At 69.8% G+C, this 18,969-nt stretch carries 15 protein-coding genes and 2 pseudogenes; 5 read left to right on the plus strand and 12 right to left on the minus strand.

Annotation, left to right across the window (positions count from 1 at the left end; translation table 11 throughout):
- From CCN42_RS26460 to CCN42_RS26500, 9 genes are all read right to left on the minus strand, one after another.
- A partial coding sequence (locus CCN42_RS26460; RefSeq protein ID WP_107427649.1) for a protein kinase domain-containing protein occupies positions 1 to 1,911 on the minus strand: 1,911 nt, incomplete at its 3' end.
- 50 nt (positions 1,912 to 1,961) lie between these two features.
- A complete protein-coding gene (locus CCN42_RS26465) occupies positions 1,962 to 4,157 on the minus strand; it encodes a protein kinase domain-containing protein (protein ID WP_086739358.1) in 2,196 nt (731 codons plus the stop codon).
- A 14-nt stretch (positions 4,158 to 4,171) separates the two neighbouring features.
- On the minus strand, positions 4,172 to 5,092 hold the full coding sequence (locus CCN42_RS26470; protein WP_086739360.1) for a protein kinase family protein: 921 nt from the start codon (positions 5,090 to 5,092) through the stop codon (positions 4,172 to 4,174).
- 8 nt (positions 5,093 to 5,100) lie between these two features.
- Positions 5,101 to 6,339 carry a S8 family serine peptidase gene (locus CCN42_RS26475; protein WP_211294805.1) on the minus strand — a complete coding sequence of 413 codons (1,239 nt, stop codon included), beginning with the start codon at positions 6,337 to 6,339 and terminating at the stop codon, positions 5,101 to 5,103.
- A 90-nt stretch (positions 6,340 to 6,429) separates the two neighbouring features.
- A complete protein-coding gene (locus tag CCN42_RS26480; RefSeq protein WP_043504546.1) occupies positions 6,430 to 6,729 on the minus strand; it encodes a WXG100 family type VII secretion target in 300 nt (99 codons plus the stop codon).
- An 84-nt stretch (positions 6,730 to 6,813) separates the two neighbouring features.
- The gene (locus CCN42_RS26485; RefSeq protein WP_086170607.1) at positions 6,814 to 7,167 is read right to left on the minus strand and encodes a WXG100 family type VII secretion target; all 354 of its coding nucleotides are present in this window, start codon (positions 7,165 to 7,167) and stop codon (positions 6,814 to 6,816) included.
- A gap of 140 nt (positions 7,168 to 7,307) precedes the next feature.
- Entirely contained in the window at positions 7,308 to 8,570 is a 1,263-nt protein-coding gene (locus CCN42_RS26490) for a S8 family serine peptidase (protein ID WP_245877465.1), read from the minus strand.
- A gap of 69 nt (positions 8,571 to 8,639) precedes the next feature.
- Positions 8,640 to 10,421, minus strand: a complete 1,782-nt coding sequence (locus CCN42_RS26495) for a hypothetical protein (RefSeq protein ID WP_086739364.1) — start codon at positions 10,419 to 10,421, stop codon at positions 8,640 to 8,642.
- A 2-nt stretch (positions 10,422 to 10,423) separates the two neighbouring features.
- Positions 10,424 to 10,870: a DUF2563 family protein gene (locus CCN42_RS26500; protein WP_086739366.1), complete on the minus strand. Its 447-nt coding sequence runs from the start codon at positions 10,868 to 10,870 to the stop codon at positions 10,424 to 10,426.
- A gap of 675 nt (positions 10,871 to 11,545) precedes the next feature.
- On the opposite strand from CCN42_RS26500, the pseudogene CCN42_RS44795 reads away from it, so the two are divergent.
- The 3 genes and pseudogenes from CCN42_RS44795 to CCN42_RS26515 form a co-directional block, all read left to right on the plus strand.
- Positions 11,546 to 12,071: pseudogene (locus CCN42_RS44795) on the plus strand (hypothetical protein); the annotation flags it as partial.
- Positions 12,072 to 12,264: 193 nt separating this feature from the next.
- On the plus strand, positions 12,265 to 12,801 hold the full coding sequence (locus CCN42_RS26510) for a hypothetical protein (protein WP_143662013.1): 537 nt from the start codon (positions 12,265 to 12,267) through the stop codon (positions 12,799 to 12,801).
- On the plus strand, positions 12,792 to 13,460 hold the full coding sequence (locus CCN42_RS26515) for a hypothetical protein (RefSeq protein ID WP_086739372.1): 669 nt from the start codon (positions 12,792 to 12,794) through the stop codon (positions 13,458 to 13,460). Before CCN42_RS26510 ends, CCN42_RS26515 begins: the two co-directional genes overlap by 10 nt.
- A gap of 4 nt (positions 13,461 to 13,464) precedes the next feature.
- Here the strand turns inward: CCN42_RS26515 and CCN42_RS26520 are convergent, their stop codons facing one another.
- Genes CCN42_RS26520 through eccB form a run of 3 tightly spaced genes read right to left on the minus strand, consistent with a single transcriptional unit; the run spans position 13,465 to position 16,924 of the window.
- Positions 13,465 to 14,058: a hypothetical protein gene (locus CCN42_RS26520; RefSeq protein ID WP_245877466.1), complete on the minus strand. Its 594-nt coding sequence runs from the start codon at positions 14,056 to 14,058 to the stop codon at positions 13,465 to 13,467.
- A gap of 11 nt (positions 14,059 to 14,069) precedes the next feature.
- Positions 14,070 to 15,350, minus strand: a complete 1,281-nt coding sequence (gene mycP, locus CCN42_RS26525; protein WP_086739374.1) for a type VII secretion-associated serine protease mycosin — start codon at positions 15,348 to 15,350, stop codon at positions 14,070 to 14,072.
- A 47-nt stretch (positions 15,351 to 15,397) separates the two neighbouring features.
- Positions 15,398 to 16,924 (minus strand): type VII secretion protein EccB, encoded by a 1,527-nt coding sequence (gene eccB / locus CCN42_RS26530; protein WP_086739376.1) that lies wholly within the window; start codon positions 16,922 to 16,924, stop codon positions 15,398 to 15,400.
- A 206-nt stretch (positions 16,925 to 17,130) separates the two neighbouring features.
- Here eccB and eccE point away from each other — a divergent pair, with 206 nt between their 5' ends.
- Together eccE and CCN42_RS26540 are read left to right on the plus strand one after the other, a co-directional pair.
- Complete coding sequence (eccE, locus tag CCN42_RS26535; RefSeq protein ID WP_086739378.1) at positions 17,131 to 18,468, plus strand: type VII secretion protein EccE; 1,338 nt, start codon at positions 17,131 to 17,133, stop codon at positions 18,466 to 18,468.
- Between the two features lie 8 nt (positions 18,469 to 18,476).
- Positions 18,477 to 18,914: pseudogene (locus CCN42_RS26540) on the plus strand (hypothetical protein); the annotation flags it as partial.
- Between the last annotated feature and the right edge of the window lie 55 nt (positions 18,915 to 18,969).

Raw genomic sequence — 18,969 nt, forward strand, 5'->3', positions numbered from 1 at the left:
GATGGGGCTGGCAGCGCTGCCGCCGCGTCTGGAACTCCAGACCTTGCCGCCGTCGGCGGCGCGACGCCGTTCGGGAAACATGCCGCACGCGTATACGGAGTCTCCATGGACGGTCACCGGTCCCCATTCGGCGGGTATGTCGTACATGTCCTTGGTCTGATGCGACCAGATCTCGGTGCCGTCCGACAGCTTCCATGCACTCAGCGTTCTGCCGTTGACGTACAGGATTCCGTCCCGGACAGCAGGTGATATGGATGCCTTGTCGGCTTGGTCGCGTCGCTCCCACGCGAAGCGCCCGTCCTCCGACGCCAGGGCCAGGACGTGGCCGTCCGTCGTCGGGAGCACCAGTCGGCCGGCGGCCAGCGACGCCTTCGTGAAGAGTCTGCCCCGATACGCCGCAGGCAGCTTCGCCGTCCAGCGGATGGTGGCGTCCGAGCGCCGCACACCGCGCAACCGCCCGTCTTCCGTCAGGACGTACACCAACTGCTTGTCCGCGGCCAGCAGGGCCTTCGCGCCGGCATCCACGGTCCACCTTGGCTCACCCGTGGACGGGACGAAGGTCACCAGCGTTCCTTTCGTGTCGATGGCGGCAATCAGCTGATCGGACAGCGACAGATACTGGCTGGACAGCAGGTCCAACCGCTCCCAGCGCCGCTTGCCGTCGACGACGTTGTGGGCCGCGATCCCCCCGAACGCTCCGATGACGACGACGTCCCTCACAGGCAGCGGAGCGGGCGATTCGGAGTCCACCACCATCTCGACGTTCCACAGCGCCTTGGGAGACCCGTCGACGATGTAGTCACCCGCATCGGCGTCGAGCAGACGGGCCTGCGGTGTCCGCACGGCGGGCGGAAGGGAGAACAAGGCCTCTCGCGCTTCCTTGCGTGACTTCTCCCGGAGCTGCCACCACCCCGTCGCGGCACCGCTCACGGTCAGCACGGCGCCGCCGGCAGCGAGGCCGGTGAGCAGTCGGCGGCGCGGCACATCGAGGCAAGCGGCAGCCGCGGCGGGGCTGTCGGGCACGGGGGGTGCGGCGAGCCGCCGTACGCGGCTCTCACGGTCCTTGATCTCCTCCGCCCAGGGACCTCCCATCCACACTCGCTTGCTGTTCTTGGGGGCACCGAACGCCACGGCGATCTGTACAGGGCCAGGTCGTGCGGCCTCGTCCTTGGCGAGGCAGGGCGCGATCAGCGCGTGCAGGTGAGGTGGCAGCCCGTGCCACTGCGGCTCGCCATGGACGACCTCGTACTGCACCGCGGCCACGTGGCCGCCTTGGAAGGCGCGCCGCCCGGTCGCCGCGTAGACGAGGACGGCTCCCAGGGAGAACACGTCCGCGGCGGGCGCCGCCCGCCGGCCCAAGACCTGCTCGGGGGCACCGTACCCAGGTGTGACCGGGATCTGGCCGGTGGTGGTGAGCGTGAGCCCGTGCTCGGGACGCGCGATGCCGAAGTCGATGAGCCGCGGCCCGGTCGCCGTCAGCACGATGTTCTGCGGCTTGAGGTCGCGGTGGATGAACCCGGCGGTGTGGACGTCCGTCAACGTGCGAGCGATCGAGGTCGCCAGGGCACGCAGCCTTTCCTCGTCGAGCGGGCCGTACTTCCCGACTGCCTCGTCCAGCGTGAGTCCGGCGAGGAACTCGGTGGCGATCCAGGGCCGTCCGCCCTCGGTCTGCGCGCCGAGCACCGCCGCCACACCGGTGCTGCGGACCGCCTGGGCTGCGAGCGCCTCCCGGACGAAGCGCTGGGACAGGTTCTGATCGTGGGCGAGTTCCGGCCGGAGCACCTTCACCGCGGCGACGGTCCCCGCCCGGTCCTGGCCGACGTAGACCTTGCCCATGCCACCCTCGCCCAGCACGCCAAGCAGGCGGTACGGTCCGAGGCGCAGGGGGTCTCCGGTGCCCAGGGGTTTCATCGCTGATAAGCCTTCTGTCGGGATCGTGGATCGTTCGGTCGGGTGGTCGCCTACTCCAAGGGAAATGCGGCGAGGAACTTGCCGCCGAGCGCGAGGGTCACTTCGGCCTTCTCATGGGCGACGAATCGGTCACCGGTAGTCCGGTAGGAGCGAGTGGGTGTACGAGACGAGAGATCGATCGCCCAGAGATCCGAGGAACGCCGGCTGTAGGCGTGGTCGGTCCCGATGACAGGGGCGGCCGTCAGGTCCGCCTTCGCTCCCCCGCCGCCTTTCTCCTCCCACGTGACCCGTCCACTGTCGGCGTCCACCGCGACGAGGCCGAGCCCCTTCTCGACGGCGTACACCACACCGTCCTTGACTGCCGGAAGGCCGTAGGTACGGTCGGGGCGTCCCGTCGAGGAATCCCACACCCGGCTGCCGTCGCTGAGCCGTAGCGCCTGGAGGCGGCCGGTGCCCAGATAGAGGTTGCGGGTGTCGGCCGCCAGGGGCTGTCGCAGGCGGTCCGGTGACAGGCCGTCGAGCGGCTTCTCCCAGCGGACGGCGCCCGTCCCGGTGTCGTGGACGACGATGCGGATCTTTCCCTCGTTGGTCTCCCGGAGCGCCACCAGATGGCGGCCGACGACACGCGCCGTGAGGAAGTACAGACGCTCCGATCCGTCTTCACGGCTGGGCAGCGGCACGGTCCACAGTCGCTTTCCGCTGCCGATGTCGACGGCCAGCAGGAACCACGACTGGGACGCCCGGAAGTAGACGTCGCTCTTGCCTCTGCCTGCCGCGACGTACGCGACCCCGTCGGCCGTGCACAGGAGCTGGTCGTAGAGCATGGCGCCGTTGAGATCCGTGAACCCGGCGAACGGTTCCGCGGCGTTGCCTGTCGCGGGGTCCAAGGTGACGAGTGTCAGTGGAGGCCCGCCGGCCTTGTCCTCTTCTTCATCGGCCCCCTCCGCGAGCCGCACGATCCGCTCGCCGTCCGTTGCCACGATCCAGGGCGGCTCGTACTTCCCCGTCGTCCACCGGACGTCACCTGTCGTGGCGTCGATCCCGGCGAGGCCCGAGCCGGTCGACACGCTGACCAGGCCTCGCACGACGAGCGGCTCGGCCGGATGGTCGTACGCCGAGTCGGAAATCTGCCGCTGCCAGATCGAGTCGAGGTCTTTGGTGGGCAGCACGCTGTTGCTCGGGCCGACGAGGGGTGGAGTCGGTGCCGAAGTCGGCCGCCGGCTCCACACCCAGGCTCCCGCCCCGGCGGCCACCGCGGCCACCGTGAGGCCGCTGCCTGCCAGCAACAGTCGCCTGCGGGACATCACCGCGGGCGGCGGCGCATCGCTCGCGTTCAGAGGAGATGGGGCAGGGAGCCGCTGCGGCGTGATGTGCCAGACCTCGGTCGCGCGGCGGGCGATCTCCGCAAGCAGCGCGTCCGGGAGGTGGTCGGCGAAGTGGCCCGTGCCGTCGTGGAGGCGGGCGGCCAGTGCGGCCGTGGTGGGCCGCCGGAACGGGTTCTTGTCCAGGCACTGCACCAGGATCGGGACCAGGCCGGTGGGGACGCCGCTCAGGTCCGGGTCGCCGTAGCGCACCCGGTAGAGCAGATCCTGGGTCTGGCCGTGGCCGAAAGGTGCCCGCCCGGTGGCCGCAAAGACGAGGACACCGGCGAGCGCGAAGACGTCTCCGGCCGCGTCGTGGTCCTGCCCGGTCGCCTGCTCGGGGGACATGAAGGCCGGCGTGCCGACGGCGGCGCCGACCCGGGTGAGCCTGTCGTCACCGATGGCCCGCGCGATACCGAAGTCGATGAGTTTCGGCCCGTAGGCGGTGACCAGAATGTTGGACGGCTTCAGATCGCGATGGACGACTTCCGAGCCGTGCAGTCGGCCGAGTGCCGCGCACAGGGAGGCTCCCAGTGCGCGCACGGCCTCCTCGGGCAGTGGCCCCGAGGCCTCGACGGCCTCGTCCAGTGGCGGCCCGAGTACGTACTCCGTGGCCAACCAGGGCGTAGGGGCGAGCGGATCGGCGTCCATCACCCGTGCGCCGAACTCGCCGCCGATGACCCTGGCCGCATCGACTTCCAGCCGGAAGCGGGTGCGGGCGGCCTGATCGGCGGCAATGGCGGCATGCATGGTCTTCAGCGCGACCGTGCGGCCGCCAGCTGAGCGCGCCGCGTACACCGTCCCCATGCCGCCGCTGCCCAGCCGGGCGATGAGCCGGTAGGGGCCTAGGGCGACGGGGTCGTCGTGGGTGAGGGGAAGGGGCATGGGCTTCTTGTTCGTCAGTGGCCGGGTTGGGGAACGGCAAAAGCCGCGGCGCGAGGCTGAGGAGGTGGCTGGACCTCTGCGGAGAGCACGGCCGCCGACTGGTGGGCGAGGGCGGCGACGACCGGTGCGGGCAGCCAGCCAGGGACGAGCAGTGCCTCGGCTCGGGTGCGGGAGTCTGCCGGGGCCGCCCCCTGATCCGCCAACGCGTCGATGAGCTCGATCAGTTGAGGCCGGTAGGCAGGATCGCGGGCGAGGCAGCGCGGAACGATCGAGCGGAGTGTTGGAGGCAGTTCCTCCCGGGCGGGTGCCGTGTGTCCGGTGGCGGCGTAGGCGAGGGTCGCGCCCAGCGCGTAGACGTCTCCCATGGGCCGCGGTCGGCCACCGGCCGCCTGCTCGGGCGGAAGACTGCCGGCGTCCAGCCCTGGCGCCTCATGGCGGGGTGTGCCGTCCGGGGCGGCCGCGCGGACGGCTCCGTAGCAGGTGCGCCGGGGGCCGTCCGCGGCGAGGAGGACGGCGGCGGGGCAGATGCCCGCGTGGGTCAGTTGCTGTCCATGCAGGACGGCCAGGGTCTCGGCCAGGGCGACTCCCAGGGCACGCACGGTGCGTTCGGGCAGGGTCCCCCCGTACACGGAGAGCGCGGTGGGGAGCGGAAGGGCGGGCCGATAGGGCCGGGCGTGCCAGGGCCGGTCGCCGGGTGCGGCCAGTTCGGCGGTCGGGAGAATCCAGGGACCGACCAGGTAGCGGGCTGCCTCGGCCTCGGCCATGAATCGCTGTGTGTCCGTGGTCGCCAACGGCGTGCTGACCAGGACAGTGCGGTCACCGTCGGGGCTGCGGGCGATGAAGCGGTGTTCGGGCGGGGCGGCGCCCGGAGCGGTGTTCCGGCTGTCCAGTCGGGTGACGACGGTATACGGGCCGATCTGTCGCTGCTTCCGCATCCGCCCCGTCACCTCCTGCGCTCCTGCCGCAACCGCAGGACGGCGATCCCCGTGGTGGCGAGACCGATCACCGTCGCCACTGAGGACAGGGAGAGCCAGAGGGGGTGGTAGTAGTTGCTGGGTGACGCCATCGCCGAGGTGACCGTGCCGGAGTCCTCTGTGGCCTCCTTGCCGTCGGCGGGTGCGGGAGAGCGCGTCGCCCCGGATTTCGCCAGCAGATCTCCGCCGTTCACATCCGCGAGCGGGTCGATGTCCGGGGGGCCGGGGTCGTAGTCGTCGTTCTCGAGGACCTTGCGAGGGCGCACCAGCCCGTAGCCCGCAAACCGGCTGGGGTCGTCCTTCGCCCAGGAGCGACTGGCTGTGTCGATCAGAGACCGGGTGACCTGGTTCACCGTCCAGTCGGGGTGGGCCGACCAGATCAGCGCGGCCGCAGCGGAGGCCAGGGCAGCGGCCGGCCGCGTGTCCGGATCGCCGACACAGTAAGAGCGGAAGTCCGCGTCGCACCAGCTGGGGATCCGCTCTCCCGGCGCCGCCAGATCGGCGTACCCCTGTGCGACACCCTTCGACACAGTGCCGGAGGCGTCGACGGACGTCACTCCTACCACGTAGGGATTGTCGGCGGGAAAGCCGGCACCCGCCTCATCGACTTCGTCTCCGACGGACGCGATCAACAACTTGCCTTTGGACGCCGCGTAGTCGATGGCCGCCTGATCGTTGCCCGTGAACCATCTCCAGCTGAGTGACATGCTGATGATCTGCGCGTCCGTGTCGGCCGCCGCCGTGATCGCGTCCGAGAGGTCGGGCGTCTTCTCCTTCTCCCTCTCCTCGGCCTGCATGGTTTCCAGCTCTACGCGATACGGGACGATCCTGGCGCCGGGTGCCAGGCCCTTCAGCCCGCCTCCCGCTCCGGTGCCCGCGATCAGCTCGGCCATGGTCGTCCCGTTGCCGGTGTAGTCGTCGGTGGCGCGATAGGCGACGGCCGCGGGGACCTCGTCGACGAGGACCTGTCCTTTGAGGGAAGGGGTGTCGGCGTTGACGCCGCTGTCGATGACAGCGACCTTGATGCCCTTCCCCGTGCTGACCTTCCACATCCGCTCGGCCTGCATCGGTCCCAGATACCACTGTTGCGACTGAGCGTCGGCCGCGACGGCGCTCGGGGCGAGCCCCGTGGTCGTGGCGACGACCATGGCCATGGCCCCCGCCAGTGCGCCGGCAGCGTCCACGTGCCGACTGCCCAGTGCCTTCATGGCGTTCCTCGTCCCGCTTCCCGCACAGCAGCAGGGTGGGCGCCTCCCGCGCGCGCCCACCCTGGAACCGTTCTGCGAACCAGCCGTCTGCTACAGGAAGTAGCTGGCGGCCTTCTTGTCGCCTTCCATGTACGTACCGCCGGACTGGCCGACGACGTGACCGATGCCCGTCAGGGCCTGGTGGATGTCGTTGGCTTCCTTGTCCCAGCGGGCCAGCTTGTCGCCGAAGGAGCCCTGAGCCTGGCCGGCCCAGTACTGCTTGCTGCTCTCGACCATCTTCCGGAGTTCCTGCAGATCCTGCTCGAGCGCCTTCGCCTCGTTGCCGATGTTGGTGGCCGCGAAGTCCAGCGCGTCATAAGAGACGGAAAGCCCGTCACCGTTACGGCTCATACCTGCCTACCTCGTCTCGCTCGTGTGCGGTGAGTGATGTGCGGAGAAGTGTCCTGCTCGATGTCCCTGAACCGATGGCCTGGTTCAGGACATCGAGCTGAAAGGAGACGTCTGAACCGTGGGAGCACCGTCCTGGAGGCTGATCCGGTTGACCGCGGCGCGGACCTCGTCCTCCTTGCTGTCCTTGATGTTGCGCGTCGTGGTCATGGCTTCCATGACCTCGCCGAGGATGTTGCCGATCTTCGCCAGGGACTCGTTGATCTCGTACTGCTTCTTGTCGAACTCGGCGCGGCCGATACCCTGCCACTGCCCGCCCTCGAGGCTGTCGATGACGCCCTGGAGGTTGTGCACCCGCTTGCGGATGTTCTCGTACTTCTCGTACATCTGCTTCTGCAGCTTGACTACTGCTGCATCTTCGAGCTTCTGGTCCATAGCCATGGCCAGCCATCCCTTCCACTGTCTGTTATCCGGTCGATTGGTACCGCGTCCGGGCCTCGGCGAGGCGGACACGGTGCTGAGGCCGAACCGAAGGCCCCATGGCCCACGGCCAGGTGTTCACCCGGCTCGGGCTGGTCCGGTCACCTCGCGCGCCGCGCCCGCAGTACGGCGGCACCGGCACCGCTGATCACGATCACTGCGGCTGCGGCGCCCAGGGGGATCCACAGGGTGTTGCCGCTGTCGCCGTCGGCGGCTGCCGTCTCCGCGTTCGATCCTGCCGCCGAAGTCCCGCCGGTTGAACCCTTCCCGGGGGCCTGTGACGCGCCTGATGCAGAAGCGGAGGGCTCGGACGAGGAGTTGCCCGCGTTGTCCGCGTTGTCGGTGTTGCTCGCGTCCCGCGCACCGGCCTTGGCCAGCACGTCCCCGCCGTTGATCTTCGCCAGCGGGTCGACGTCCGGCGGGCCCGGGTCGTAGTTGGGATCCGCCAGGACGACTCGGGGACGGATCATTCCGTAGCCCGCGTACTTGCTCGGTTTGTCCTTGGGCCAGCCGCGGCTGGCGGTGTCGAGCAGAGCCCGGGTGACCTGGTTGACGGTCCAGTCGGGATGGGCGGACCAGATCAGGGCGGCGGAGGCGGACACGAGAGCGGTGGCGTGGCTGGTTCCCTCGGCCGTGCAGTAGGAACGGAACTTACCGTCGCACCAGGCGGGAATCCCCTCACCGGGTGCCACAAGGTCGGCGAAGCCGTGTGACGACTTCTTCGCGAACTCCGTCACGTTGTAGGAAGAGTCGACCGCCCCGACGCCGATCACGTAGGGAAAGATGGCGGGCGCATCCGGGAAGCCGTCGTTGCCCACGGCCGCGACGAGCAGTTTCCCCTTTGAAGCGGCGTATTTGATCGCAGCCTTGTCCTCGTCGGAGCCCATGCCGCCGATGGACATGCTGATGATCTTGGCGTCGCTGTCCGCCGCCGCCCTGAGCGCTTGGTGCGTCTGCGGCGTCTTCTCTCTGTCCTCCATCGACTGATCAATAGTCTCCACTCGATAAGGGACGATCTTGGCCCCCGGCGCCAGACCTTGGATGCCGCCTCCCTCACCCGTACCGGCGATCAGTTCCGCCATACTCGTCCCATGACCGCTGTAGTCGACGGTCGCTCGGTAGGAAACCGACTTGGGAACCTCGTCGACCAGCACCTGCCCCTTCAACGACGGGGTGTTCGCGTTCACGCCGCTGTCGATGACGGCGACCTTGACACCCTCGCCCGTGCTGACCTCCCACATCTGCTCGGTCTGCATCGGCTCCAGGTACCACTGCTGCGACTCGGCGTCGGCGGCAGCGGCGTTCGGCGCCGGCCCCACGCCCACTGCAGCCAGGGCGCCGACGATCGCGCCTACAGCACGCACTCGCCTACCGCACCATGTACCGAGGAGCGTCGTCCCTGACTTCATGGCGTTGTTAGTCCTCGCTAGCACTCAGTTGACGACCGGCGGCACATCGCGCCGGGGCTTGTCGGGCAGGTGTGTCTCCTGGTCCTCGACCACATAGTCGGGACGCTGTGACCCCTGGGCCTCTCTCTCGTCGTCAGGCTTGCCCTTACCGGGCCGCCGGACGAGTCCGGCGCCGCCGCGCGTCATGCCATTGCGCTCGGCTTGAACAGCGGAGTTACGCGCTGCCGGGTTGCCTGTCACAGGCCTGGCCCCTCCCGTGGCACCGCCTCGAGAAGCACCACCGGCGCCGGCACCAGGCCTCACGCCGGCCTGAGGTGCACCGAAGACACCACGCTGTCCAGGACTGCCCGTCGACGGCCGGGCAGCAGCGGCCGGACCGGCACCGACCACCGTGCCGCGAGGGACCTTCGGCCCGCTCCTCGCCGCCGCACCACCGGTGGTCGCGGGCCGTCCGCCGACCACTCCGTTCGTCCGACCGGCTCCGGTGACCGGACCGGCGTTCGCCCGCGGTGCCGCCGTACCGCCGGAGCGGGGAGTGCCACCGTGCACGCCCGACTGTCCCATCGGGAACGGCTTGGAACCGGAACCGGTTCCCCTGGCAGCCGACTGGCCCGTCGCCGTGGGACGACCCATCTGGTTCGTGGCACCGGGCCCGGTGGTACGCCCGTTGACCGAATTGGCCAAACCGGGCTGGGTGCGCCCCTGGGCGGTGGCAGGAGTACGAAGCCCACTCGTCCCACCTGTGGTCTTGCCGGTGGACCTGCCCGGGACCGTGGGAGCGTAGTTGTCGAAGGCGCCGGACTGGCCACCCGTCGTAGGCGGTGTACCGGTGACCGGAGGCAGGTTCCCTGTGGCTGGTGCCGTCGTGGTCGGCGGCAACGTGCCCACGCTGTCGATGGTGGTACCGACAGCGTCGTCGGGATACGTGACCGACCCCTTGCCAGGGGTCTGGGGCACCCGCGTGTCCGTCACGCCGTCCACGCTGGAGCGGCCCTGCGATTCCACAGGCGCGTGGTACGCGGTGGCGGTGGCAGCCGCCCTCGCGGTCCCGGCCCCTCCACCGGCTGAATCCGAACCTTGGTTCCCCCTCATGGGCGGCATGCCCATGGTCGGCAACGACCGGAACGTCGGAGGCTGCTCCTGCAACACCGAAAGCTGCTGGCTGGAGACCGCGTAGTACGACGCCAACCGGTTCATCTGGTTGATCGCCTCTTGGCGGTCCTTCTCCACCTTGACGGCAGCTTCGTAATCGTCCTTCTTCTCGGCCTTCTCGACATCGGTGAAGTTCTCGGGTCGCTTCAGGTTCCGTGGGTCACGCGCCGGCATCGCCTTGCGTACCGAGGCCAGCCCCACTGCGGCAGCGGAGATCTGGTCGCCCGCCTTCCCGGCGAACTCGCTCACCCCGTCCGCGCTCTTGACGAGTGACCGACCATAGTCCCCGAAGTTGCTGCCGGCCTCGCCCTTCCATTTGACACGCTCGATGCGACCCCTGAGCTCATCCGCCGCCGCCTTGATGGCGTCGCGCGCGTCCCACAGCGCCTTGCCGGACGACTCCAGGTCCTCAGGGTTCGTTTGTTCGACCAGGTCGACCATCTCGTTGAGGTCGAGATCCTTCGCCCCGAAGTCCGTGCTGCCGAAGACGGCCTTGCCCTGGGCGGTGGACCCGACCACCGCTCGGACAGGCTCGGTCACCATCCGGGTGATCCACCCGCCACCGTCCGAGTGCTCGACAACCCGAGCGACATCGGCGAAGTTGTTCTGGTTGGTGGCGCGCTCCAGATCCTGCTTGTGCTGCTCCTCGCTCATCGTCAGGCCCCCATCCCCGATTCGGACTTGCTGGAGTGCTGGCCGCTCTTGTCGTCCTGCATCGATTCGAGCTCCCAGCGGATCTCCTGGAACCGCCGACGCTGTTCGTCCTCGAGCTTGTCGTAGCCGTTGGCCGCGCCCTTGACCGCGATGGCGATCGCCTCAATGTGCAGGTGCAGCGTCTTGGACAAGGTGGTGAGCTGTTCGTGGACGCTGTTGTACTGGGTGTAGAGGCTCTGCGCTTCCGGGAAGACGTCGGCCCGCCCGCTGCTCACGGATGATGCCTTGATCGTCTGCGCGCCCACCCTCGTCGGGTTGCCGGCCGACTCCTCAAGGCCCCGAAGCACCGCGTCCACTCGGTCGACGAAGTCCTTCAGCAGCGCCCCGCTGACCTCCAGGTCCGTCGCCCTGGCTGCCGACACGCCCCCCGCCATGTCGTCTGGAAGCACGATGCTCCTCCCCGTTTCCCCGTGACATCCATCGGTCCCGATCAGATCCGAACCGATCACTCGCTCGCCGTACGATCTCGCAACGAGCCGCGTCAGACAACGCGTTTCCCACTCTAGTCAACCTGCACATCGGGTCCAACCGCGGTGTGTCCTAACTCGGTTACGGCACCGAGACAAGGGCCACCGTTTGACCGATTTACCGCCTTACCGAGCGCCGGAGCGAATCCCGCGGGCACCACCTCCTTGCGGCCTCCGCAAAACCTCCACAGACAACGATGGGCCTTCGGGACCAAGCCGCCCCACCACCCCGAGGGCGGTCGCGGAGACGCGTCCCGCCCCTGCCCCAACGTGCTGTCGCTCCCTCCGGGCGTCCGCCCCGAGAGCACCACGCGGTCGACCGCCGACAGCGGAAAGGGACGTGCCGTGCCACTCGGTCGTCCGAGAGGTGGCCGACGTCGCTGGATTCGCCCCACCGGCTGGCCCCCCGCCATGTTGTCGGCGATGTGAAACCGTACTTCCCTCTCACCAGTGGTCTGCGGGACGTAGCCGCACCTTCCCCGAACCTTCACGCCGAACAGTTCAGACACGCAGACCTGCTCCCCGTGCTCCACCGCTCCCGGTTGCCAGGGCGGGTTTCAACTACAGCACCGGTACCAGGGCATCCACCTGACACGAAGCGCCGACAGCCGAGCCGAGTGGAAGCGCACGATGGTCGACGTCGGCGACAAGCCGATTCACGGCACCAACGGCGGCGGCCCCATGGGCTTCCAGGTCATGAGCAACCTGATGCGGACGGGGGTTACGACGACCAGTCCCTCAGGGACCACGGCGCCAAGCTCATGGCCACCGAGCGCAGACTCACCGGCAGCGGCGAGCACGCCGACATGGGGCCTGGCTGCACACGGGCATGGTTCCCAGGCTGAACCACATCGGCGAGGACAGCGGATCCGACCCGCTCACCGGGTATCCGAAGGGCCTGTCCAACAGCCCTGCCGTGGCGACCGACTTGTTCGGCCAGGAGTGCGGCAACAAGGACGCCAAGGGCAATCCGTTCGAGCGGGACACCGACGGCGATGACAAATGGGGCAAGGTCACCCTCTCCAGCCTCCAGTACCTCTTAGAGGAGCGGGGGTGGCCGGAAGAGAGCAACCGCAAGGGCGACGACCTGCACACGGGGCAGAACAACCCCGCGCTCGCACTGTAGGGGGCCCGCGGCCACGCGCACCCCGACGACGTGGCACCGTGGGCGGAGGACGAGGCCTCGAAGAGCTACCTCGATGCCGGTGACTACATGGAACGTGTCGCGCCGGAACTCGTCACGGACATCTGACCCTCGATCGGCCGGTGAGGGTGCGAGCCACCTCCACCGGCGCCGCTTCTGATCTGAACCGAAGGTGAGGCTTTTCTCCTTGTTTGCTCGACGAATCGCGGAAGTGTCGCTGATGGCAGCGGCGTTCGGCACGGTGGTCGGTTGCTCGGGCTCGGACGAGAGAAAGGAGTACGACGTCCCTGCGGCGCTGTGCGGCGTGTCCGTGGACCCGGCTTTGGTCTCCGACGTGCTCCCCGTCGGCAAGACGCTGAAGGTGCAGGAGAAGAAACCGGTTCCCAGCAGGAGCAACTGTCAGGTGAACGTCGACGGCAAGGCGGCGCTCATCGTGAGCCAGGAGTGGTGGGAGAAGGAAGACGGCATCTCCGATGTCGCTCGTTCCGTGCCGCAACTGGAATCGGCGAAGCTTTCGGGCGACGACTCCATTCGTTCCATCACCGGAGCGGCGATGAGGGTGAAGTCCTGCGCCGCCCCGAACCGTCCTGACCACAACCTGTTCACGACACTGGAGATCCATGCGGATGGCGTCGACGACGCCGCCGCCGTCCAGGAGCTGATGACCGCCTACACCCACGCTGTCGAGGACTCGGCCACATGCCGCTGATGCGAGAGCGATGCGAAAGCCGTCGTCCGGCCCGGCACGCCGCCGCGTCCTGCGCGGTGTTCCTGCTCCTGGCCGGCTGTGGCAGCAGTGGATCGGACGAGGCGGAGCCTCTCGACGCAGTGCGGGCCGAAGCCGTGCTGCCGGGCGCCGAGGTCGCCCCCGGCTGGAAGGCCGCGGTCGAGCCCGTCACGTATGCCCAGAAGAAGGCGCGGGAGCTAGGGGTCGCCCGATGCTACGAGGGTCCGACGGAGTGCGCGAAGACGCGCGTCACCGGGGTCTCGGCTCTCTACGGGGCGGGAAGGCCGAGGATTGATCTTGTCTTGATGGCCTACGAGAACTCGGCCGTCGCGCAGTCGGCATATGGAGCCGTCTGGAAGGCTTGGCGCGGCCAGAGCATTGAGCCCCGTGAGCTGGATCTCGGTGACATCGGGGACGAGAGCGACGCCGTGAGCGCCTTGGGTGCCTCCGGCGAGGAGGGGGCGCGGACCATGCTCTCCCAGGTCCGGGTGGGCAGCGTCATCATGGTGACCGTGGGGGAGGCGAGCGCCGGCGTCGAGATGCAGAGCTCGCTGAGCAAGTTCGCCACCGTCTTCGCCGAACGCGCCGAACAAGCTCAGCGCGGCGAGACGCCTTCGGTCACCCTGGACGACGTCGCCTGACGCGTCAACATTCCCCGGCCCGGCTGGTCACGGCGAAGCTGTACTTCGGTTCCTTCACGGCCGCGTCGTCCCCCGACAGCCCAGGGACGACCGTCTCGATGTAGCCGTCGTGGACGCGCTTGACGTGCATGCAGAACGAGGTCGCCGCCCCGTCGGCCGTGATCAGGTAATGGGCCTCATCGGCTGTCGCAGTGCCGCTGAGTTCGGCGTCCACGCCGTATCCGGGGGCGTCGCCGCCGCCGTGTTCGGCGATCTCGTCCTCGACCGTCCTGGCGTATTCACCGTCGAAGTCGGCGGGTTCGCCGTCGTCCAGCGGGCCGCCGTAGGTGAAGCTGCCGTCCAGCTCCGTCGTCGCCCCGGCCACCGCGCTCTTCAGCTCGTCGTCGCTCCACTTCGAGCCGTCCTCGACGCCCAGCCCCCGGACGCCCGTGACGACGCAGCCCACCGCCACTCCGATCAGGGTGATGCGGGCGACGACGAAGGCCGCGTCGGGGATGTCCGGGGCGGACGGGTTGAGGGACTCGCGCCAGGAGCGGACGCGGTCGGCCTTGACGCAGGCCATGAGGAGCAGGATCGCCGCCAGGACGAAGAGGATCACGGACAGCCGGGTCAGTATGCCGGGCCTCCTGGCAGGCCCCGTCGGCGACGGCGGGCGTCCCGTACGGCGATCGCCGTGCCGCTCAGTCCCGCGGCGAGGACCAGGCCGCCGACGACCACGTAGGTGCCCAGGCGGGTGTTGCGTTCGTCGGCCGTCTCGCCGAAGTGGACGGGGGCGACCGAGGGGGCCTCGGCGCCGGTGAGGTTGCGCTCGGGGCGGGGGGACTCGACGGGGTTGGCCGGGTCGACGTCGGTCAGGGCCTTGACCGGGTCGACGACGCCCCAGCCGACCAGGCGGTCGTGGCCGGGGATGGTGCGTTCCGCGGTCTGTTCGATCTGGGCGACGATCTGCTGGGCCGTCCACTTGGGGTACTTGGCCTTGAGCAGGGCGGCCACTCCGGCGACGTAGGGGGCGGAGAAGCTGGTGCCGTTGTCGGAGCAGTGGCCGTTGCCGGGGACGGTGGAGATCATGTCGACGCCGGGGGCGGCCACGCCCACGAACTCGCCCGACTGGGAGAAGGGGGCGCGTTCGTTGTTGCGGTCGGAGGCGGCCACGGCGAGGACGCCTTCGTAGGACGCCGGGTAGGTGACCTTGACGTTGCCGCCGAGGCCGTCGTTGCCGGCCGAGGCGACGACGACGACGTTCTGGTCGAGGGCCCGCTGAACCGCCTGTTCCAGGCGCCCGTCGGGCCTGACCGCGTTGGCGGTGTCCTGGGAGATGTTGATGACGTCGGCGCCCGCGTCCACCGCGTGGTCGATGGACCGTGCGAGGCTCAGGGCCGTTCCGTTGCCCTCCGCGTCGTTCTGCTTGATCGGGATGATGGTGGCCTCGGGGGCCAGGCCGACGAAGCCGGTTCCCTTCGCGGGGCGGGCGGCGATGATGCCGGCGACGCGGGTGCCGTGGCCGACGGTGTCCGTCGTCCCGCTGGCGTTGCCGCGTTCGATCTCCTCGCCCTTCTTGTTCTTCGGGGGCAGGAAGTTCTTGCCCTTGGAGACGTCGACGGCCTGGGTGAGCTGGGGGTTCTTGATGTCGACGCCGGTGTCGATGACGGCGACCTGGACGCCCTTGCCCTTCGACTGGGCCCACAGCTCGTCGAGGTTGACGCGTTGCAGGGCCCAGGGCCGGCCCTCGTACTTCTTCGACGGGAAGGTGCACTGGCCGCTGTCGTCCGCCCGCGCCTCGGGGGCGGGGAGGGCGAGTTGGGTCGTCGCCGTGAGGGCGGTGGTGGCGAGCAGGGTCGCCACCACCGCGCGGCTGCGGCCCTTGGGCCTCGTGTCGGCTGCCTTCAGCATCAGTTCGCTCTCCTACGGCTCCTACGGCTTCCTGCGGGCGCCGTGCGTTACGAGCCCTGCGGCTGCCGCGCCGCCGCCTCGGACAGGCGCGGGCCGGTGGGCAGGAACCTCGACCAGGCCACGGGGACGGGCGTGGGGACGACCTTCTCGTAGCCGAGCCGGGTCTGGGCGATCCTCGCTTCGGCCAGCTGCTGCTTGCGCTGTTCCGCGGAGGTGCCGATGCCCTTGTCGTCGGTGGCGCTGTCGCTGTTGGACTGCAGCGCGTAGCGCAGGCCGGTGTCGGTGACCAGGAAGACGCTGCCCGCCTTGGTCTCCTGGCCCTGGAACTGGCGGTAGAGCTGGCCGGAGCCGGGCGTGACGTACGCGCTGGAGGAGCCGGTGGGCAGCTGCGCGGGGAAGTCGGTGCCCGACCAGGTGGCGAGCGTGGTCGCGCCGGTCCTGGCGTTCACCGAGCGCAGCACGTTGCAGACGGTGTTGCGGCCGCTGGTGGCGCTGGTGCCGTTGTTGACCGTCCTGGGCTTGTACGCCGGCCACTTCTTGTCGCCGAGGAAGGTGGTGCTCTCGACGACCGCGCCGGGGCTGACCTGCTGGGCCTCGCCGGTCTGGCCGACGGCGACGAGCTTGCCGCTGTTCAGGAGCAGGGTGGCGGTGAACTCGCTGATGCGGGCGACCTCGCCGGGCAGGACGACGTAGTACTGCATGCGCGTGCCGTCGTACGCCTTGATGACCATGCCGACCTTGTCGTACTCGCCGAGGCTGTCGGAGGCGTTCGCCGCGTCCCCGGGGACTCCGTCGATGGCCGGGATTTCCAGCGGGTCGCCCTTGTGCAGGGTGTCGAGCCAGTCCTGGGAGACGCGCTGCGGGGCGCGGCTCTGGGTGTCGAGCGCCTTGAGCAGTTCCTTGTCGTCGGGGTCCTTCAGCGGGTAGGCCCAGCCGCGGGAGTCGACGACGTACTGGCTCTTGCCGTCCGGGCCGACGACGTACATCAGGTCGCCGCCGGAGAGCTTGTTGCGGCCCTCGGTCTTCGCCCACTCCTTCTCGGCGAGCACGAAGGCCGCCTTCTGGATGGCCCGGCCGCCGTCGCCCGGGCGCTCGCAGACCGCCCAGCGCTTGGCGGCCTCCGCCTCGTCCGCGGAGGGCAGCCGGTCGGGGGCGTACGGGATGCCGATGGTGGCGCCGTGCGGGGGCTTGCCGCTGTCGAGGACCTTCTCGTCGACCGTGATGATGCTGTTCTTGTCCGGGTTGAGCAGCAGTTTGGCGGACGCCATGTTGAGCACCGGGTGCAGCTGCTTCTCGCCCTTCGTCTTGAGGACGACGTAGCGGGTGGTCGAGTCGCTGGCGACGATGACGTGTTCGCCCGGGGCGTCCCAGCCGCGCGGCGCGGTGGGGCTGAACAGGCCGATGGCGCCGAACACCGCGAGGATCACCACGCCGACGACCAGTCCGGGCCACACCGCGCTCAACGGCTTCGGCGCGCCCTCCTCCGAACCCGACGGCGAAGGCCGCAGGAACGACGCGAGTGTGCGACGCTTCGCGAAGGTGTAGGCGTTGAGTTCATCGCGGCGTGATGCCATCTGTGTCCGCTCTCTCCCCGTTGCGGAGCCCTGGGCGCGGTGGTTGTTCCGTCGCCCGCCCGTGGTGTGCCTCTGGTGCCTCGGTCGTCAGACCCGGCCCCTACTATGCCTGTTGCGTGGACGTGCGTGTGTCATGGGTAGGGCGCTCAGGACTCGCAGGAGCGTGCGGACAAGGGTTTTCGGTAGAGATTCGGGGGTTTTGAGTGATGGCTTCGGCACCGCGGACCCGGTCGCGATCGCAATCGAGGTCACGATCGGGCCGATCGGGCAGCGCCGGTCCGGCGGGATCCCGCGGCCCGGCCGCCGCGGCGGGCGCTGTCACGCCGCACCTCAGGGCCCGCTCGGGGCGCGGGGGCTCGTTCGCCGTGCAGCGGCTGGTGCTGCTGGAGCTGGCGGCGGCGCTCGTGGTGTGCGGCTGGGTGATCGGGACGTACGCGCTGATCCCGGCGGCCGTCGTCGCCGCGGTCCTTCTCGTTCTGGCGCTCGTACGGCGCCGGGGGCGCTCCCTGCCCGAGTGGCTGGCCGGTGTGCAGGCGCTGCGCGCACGCCGCCGCAAGGCCGCCAGCACCCCCGTGGCGCCGGGAACCGACTCCGGTCTCGCCCCCGCCGTCGAGTGCGACCCGAGCCTGCGGACGTACAGCTACAGCCGGGGCAACGACCGTGACCAGCGCCCCGTGGGCATGGTCGGTGACGGCGGCTTCCTCACCGCGGTCCTCCAGGTGGAGGCGGACTTCGGTGCCCTGCGCGCCGAGCGCAGCCGCCGGCCGCTGCCGCTCGCCCTGGTGCGGGACGCACTGGATGTCGACGGAATCCGCTTGGAATCCGCACAGATCGTGCTGCACACCCAGCCCGCGCCCGCGCCGCATCTGCCGCAGCAGTCGGTCGTGGTGACCAACTACACACAGTTGCAGGCGCAGAGCGCCTCCCCCGCGGTCCGCATCATGTGGATCGCGCTGAAGCTTGACCCCGAGCTGTGCACGGAGGCCGTGGCCGCCCGCGGCGGTGGGCTCGTCGGCGCCCAGAAGTGCCTGGTGCGCTCGGCGGAGCACCTGGCGAGCCGGCTGACCGGCGCCGGGTTCCGGGTGAACGTGCTCACCGAGGAGGAGGTGACGTCCGCCATCGCCACCTCCGCATGCGCCAACCCGATGGTGACCGCCCAGGCCGGGCAGAGCGAGACGCCCCGGCGGCGGACCGAGGAGACCAGCCGCAGCTGGCGCTGCGACAACCGCAGACACACCACGTACTGGGTGCGCCGCTGGCCCCCGCTCGGCGGCTCCGGCCCCGGACTGCCGGAGCTGGTGGCCCAGTTGACCGCGGTGCCCGCGCTGGCGACGACGCTCAGTCTGACCCTGGCCCGCGGCGGACAGCGGGAGGTCTCGGTCACCGGGCACGTGCGCGTGACCGGGCGGAGCAGCACGGAGCTGGCCGCATCCCGCCGGGAACTGGAGCGCGTGGCACGGCAGTCACGGACCGGGCTCGCCCGTCTGGACCGGGAGCAACTGCCCGGAGTTCTGGCCACCCTGCCGCTCGGAGGTGCTCGCTGATGGCTGCCATGTCCACCCCGACCGCCGTCCCGCGCAGCCCCGCCGCGGGCAGCGACGGCACGCGGCCCGCCGGGCTGGCGGAGCGGCTGCGCACCGGCTTCGGGCTGCTCGGCCCCCGGCATCCGCGGCACACGCTGCCCGTCGACGAGTTCGACTCGCTGACCCTGCCCATCGGTGACGACGGCGTCGTCGTCGGTGTCACCGGCGAGGGCCACCCCGCCGTGCTGGGGGTGAACCGTCCGACGCCGTACGACGTGCTGCTCATCGGCGGTCTGTGGACCGCTCAGGTGCTCGCGCTGCGTGCCGCGGCGACCGGCGCGCGGGTCGCCGTCGAGACCGGCCGCGCCCCGCACTGGGCGCAGGTCGTCCAGGCGGTGGGGGGCGGCCAGTCCGGGATGACCGTGCACGAAGTGGGCCGGGTCCCTCCGCTCGGCGCCTCGGCGGGCGCATGCCGCAGTCCCGGATGACCAGGACCGGGCTGCCCGCCGAGGCGCCGAGCGG

This window comes from Streptomyces glaucescens (genome assembly GCF_002154375.1).
In the GTDB taxonomy this organism is placed as follows: domain Bacteria; phylum Actinomycetota; class Actinomycetes; order Streptomycetales; family Streptomycetaceae; genus Streptomyces; species Streptomyces glaucescens.

Coding starts and splice junctions, on each gene's coding strand:
- eccE (WP_086739378.1), top strand. CDS start 17,131: ATGGCTTCGGCACCGCGGACCCGGTCGCGATCGCAATCGAGGTCACGA.
- CCN42_RS26465 (WP_086739358.1), bottom strand. CDS start 4,157: ATGCCCCTTCCCCTCACCCACGACGACCCCGTCGCCCTAGGCCCCTAC.
- mycP (WP_086739374.1), bottom strand. CDS start 15,350: ATGCTGAAGGCAGCCGACACGAGGCCCAAGGGCCGCAGCCGCGCGGTG.
- eccB (WP_086739376.1), bottom strand. CDS start 16,924: ATGGCATCACGCCGCGATGAACTCAACGCCTACACCTTCGCGAAGCGT.
- CCN42_RS26470 (WP_086739360.1), bottom strand. CDS start 5,092: ATGCGGAAGCAGCGACAGATCGGCCCGTATACCGTCGTCACCCGACTG.
- CCN42_RS26495 (WP_086739364.1), bottom strand. CDS start 10,421: ATGAGCGAGGAGCAGCACAAGCAGGATCTGGAGCGCGCCACCAACCAG.
- CCN42_RS26475 (WP_211294805.1), bottom strand. CDS start 6,339: ATGAAGGCACTGGGCAGTCGGCACGTGGACGCTGCCGGCGCACTGGCG.
- CCN42_RS26480 (WP_043504546.1), bottom strand. CDS start 6,729: ATGAGCCGTAACGGTGACGGGCTTTCCGTCTCTTATGACGCGCTGGAC.
- CCN42_RS26485 (WP_086170607.1), bottom strand. CDS start 7,167: ATGGCTATGGACCAGAAGCTCGAAGATGCAGCAGTAGTCAAGCTGCAG.
- CCN42_RS26515 (WP_086739372.1), top strand. CDS start 12,792: ATGCCGCTGATGCGAGAGCGATGCGAAAGCCGTCGTCCGGCCCGGCAC.